Annotated in this window: 2 protein-coding genes; both read right to left on the bottom strand. The window is 41.6% G+C overall.

Features of this window, described 5'->3' with window-relative positions; all coding sequences use genetic code 11:
- Positions 1-211: 211 nt before the first annotated feature.
- A complete protein-coding gene (locus tag CDG76_RS35610) occupies positions 212-1,720 on the bottom strand; it encodes a UbiD family decarboxylase (protein ID WP_094353519.1) in 1,509 nt (502 codons plus the stop codon).
- 622 nt (positions 1,721-2,342) lie between these two features.
- Entirely contained in the window at positions 2,343-3,065 is a 723-nt protein-coding gene (locus tag CDG76_RS35605; protein WP_094353518.1) for a carbonic anhydrase, read from the bottom strand.
- Positions 3,066-3,330 lie beyond the last annotated feature (265 nt).

Below are 3,330 nucleotides of genomic sequence, written 5' to 3'. Positions count from 1 at the left end.
CTGAATGGTAGGGCTTTCACCTACATCTGACCGAGAGTTCAGCCTTTAGTGACAGTAATCTGCTGTGGGCTGGATTAGTTATTTACGGACTGATTACCGTGATTCACTAATCAACGAATCGCACTCCGAATCTACATAAACTTCAAGACGCGATAAATCGCGTCTCTACATTAGGGTTTTGTTGCTCTATCTAAACTGTATTGATCTATAGTTACTTCATATCATAGCCAAACAAATTTGGGTCTACTTCTCCTAACTGCAACTCTGCCAAACCATACTCCGCCCATCGTCTCTCAACCATCGCTGCCACATCTGGGTCAGATTCCAAAGGCGAACCCCATTCATGATTTGTTTCCGGCGGAATCTTTGTAGTCGCATCAATTCCCATCCGTCCACCTAAGCCAATTTTCTCACTAGCAAAATCCAAGGTATCAAAAGGTGTATTTGGCAAAATAAAGACATCCCGCACTGGGTCAACTTTAGAACTAATCGCCCAGACAACTTGACGCGGATCGCGAATATTTATGTCTTTATCCACCACAATTACAAATTTGGTGTAGGTAAATTGTGGTAAAGCACTCCAGAACGCTAAAGCCGCCCGTCGCGCTTGTCCCGGATATGCCTTATCAATGGAAATAATCGCCGCTTTGTAACTCAAAGCTTCCATTGGTAGGAAAAAATCAACAATTTCTGATACTTGTTGCCGCAGTATGGGAGTATAAATGCGATTTAGTGCGATCGCCATCATCGCTTCTTCTTTAGGTGGACGACCGCTAAATGTTGTTAAGTAAATCGGATTTTTCCGGTGCGTCATACACTCAAAGCGTACCAATGGCGAATCTTCCACGCCGCCGTAATAACCCATGTGGTCGCCAAATGGCCCATCGGGTAAAACTTCTCCTGGTGTAATCGTCCCTTCCAAGACAAATTCGGAATCTGCGGGAACTTCCAAATCGACGGTTTTACATTTCGCCAACTGCACACCAGAACCGCCATAAAGTCCAGCAAACAGCCATTCTGATAAATCTACAGGGATGGGTGTGGCAGCTGCCATAATAATTAGAGGATCTACACCAAGTGCGATCGCAACTTCTAATTTTTTCCCACGTTCGGCTGCTTTTCGCAAATGCCTCGCCCCACCCCGCACCGATAACCAGTGAACCGTCATCGTATTTTTAGATTGTAGTTGCAAGCGATACACGCCTACATTTGGAGTACCAGTCTCACAATCCTTGGTAATTACTAATCCCAGCGTGATAATCTTGCCAGCATCACCAATATAAGGACGTATCAAAGGCAACTTATTTAAATCTAAATCATTACCTTGAAGCACAACTTGCTGACAAGCAGGGAAAAAATCTCGTCCTGGTTTCGCCTTCACCACATCAAACAGCACTTTGCCAAAATCTATTGCCTGGGAAATCTTCTTCGGTGGTTTTGGCTGTTGCAGCATACTTAGTTTTTTCCCCAGAGTTTCCAACTCCTCTGGATGCTGCATATTCATCGCCCAGCAAATCCTTTCCACAGTTCCCATCAAATTCACCGCCACCGGGAAGGAAGCGCCTTTGACGTTTTCAAACAACAACCCTGGGCCACCTTTTTGCAGCATCCGGTTGGAAATCTCAGCAATTTCCAAATCTGGGTCAACTAAAGCTGAAATTCGCCGTAATTGTCCTCTTTCTTCCAAAATTTTAATGAATCCCCGCAAGTCTCTTGCCATTGTTCTAATAAAGCTGATTATTTAAGAAGTGTGAAGCGCTTTCTTATATTATGGGGCATCCCTTCGGCTTCTCCTAACGGAGACGCTGCGCGAACGCTCAGGGCAAGTGGGGATTGGGAAGAGGCAAAGAAGAAATTTGTTCAATCATTCTCCCTTGTCTTCCCTGTCTCCCCATTCGGGAAATTGTTAGTTTCAATTCAATACAGTTCAGATAGAGCAACAAAACCCTTATGTAGAGACGCGATTTATCGCGTCTTTATTTATCGCGTCTTGAAAGACCAATTATCTACATCGAATAACTCTTAACCCCAGCCTATTGGGTTTTAATTAGAAATTAACCTATTTAGTAACTTTTCTTAACTGTGTTTTCCGAAGCATTTAGTTATTGTATTTAGGGATACGCAATTATTTTTTACAAATAAGCGCTAACCAATCAAACATGGCCAGAATATACTATACCTTCCTGGCAGGCGGCCTTGTTATATAGTCCCTGCTGGGTTTATTTATTACAAGCTTTCAGTTTATTTCTAAATTTTCGTGAGTTTGCGTTAGCGTAGATCAACTCAAACATTTTTCCAACATCATTGAACGAAGAATCCTACACTTAAAATGTGTGAAATATTCAAGTAATAAGGTTGACTTTACCAGTATCAATATCGTAACAAGCACCAACAATTTTTAGTTTACCTTCACCAAGCAATTTAGCTAAAATAGTTGAGCTTTCCTGCAATTTTTCAGTCTGATACTGAATGTTGGCTATAACTGCATCTTGCATATTATCACCAGTTCTGAACTTTACTTTTTCTACAGATGGTTTGATACCCTCAATAATCAAACCAATTCTACCAGGAAGTGGTTCGTTTTTGATTGCTTCTGCTACTGCACCGCATCTTCTATGACCCAAAACCATAATCAACTGCGAACCCAATACTGCTGTAGAATATTCCAGACTACCTATAACCGTGTCACTGACAACATTACCAGCAACTCGCACGACAAATAAATCTCCAAGCCCTTGATCGAAGACAATTTCCGCAGGTACTCTAGAATCTGCACAGCCCAATATGGCAGCAAAGGGATACTGAGCTTTCGCAACTAATCGTAAGCGTTCTAGTGATTGATCGGGGTATTGACGTTTTTGATGGACAAATCTTTGATTACCATCAAGCAATCGTTTGATGGCTTCATTCGGACTGATTGAATTAGGGTTAATTGGGTGAATATCAGCAACAGCAGTTTGCTCTGTATTCCAAAAGCTATCACCAAAAGTAGTAGCTGCAATCCCTACGACACTGGCGAATTTCAAGAAATTACGTCGCCCGACAAATCCATTAATTCGACTCATCAATCTACCTGACAACAACAAAGCTGTTCTCAAGAAGATATCAGACTTAACTAAGATACAAGAGTACTTGATTACACGGTTTAAGAGTCATTTAATATTCATGTGATTTAGAGTGGTTACAATCCAGTCCGCTTTAGTAATAAAAGCAGATGAACAAGCGATAAAAGATAGTCGTTAAAGCGGCTTTATCGCTCCTTGTCTAAATTCTAATAATCAATAATATGATGTCCGCTTGATTACTTATTAAACCCCAAGAACCCCACCC

It is taken from the genome of Nostoc sp. 'Peltigera membranacea cyanobiont' 210A (genome assembly GCF_002246015.1).
In the GTDB taxonomy this organism is placed as follows: domain Bacteria; phylum Cyanobacteriota; class Cyanobacteriia; order Cyanobacteriales; family Nostocaceae; genus Nostoc.
The sequence above is the reverse complement of the archived record's forward strand: the minus strand, read 5'-3'. Positions and strand labels throughout refer to the sequence as shown.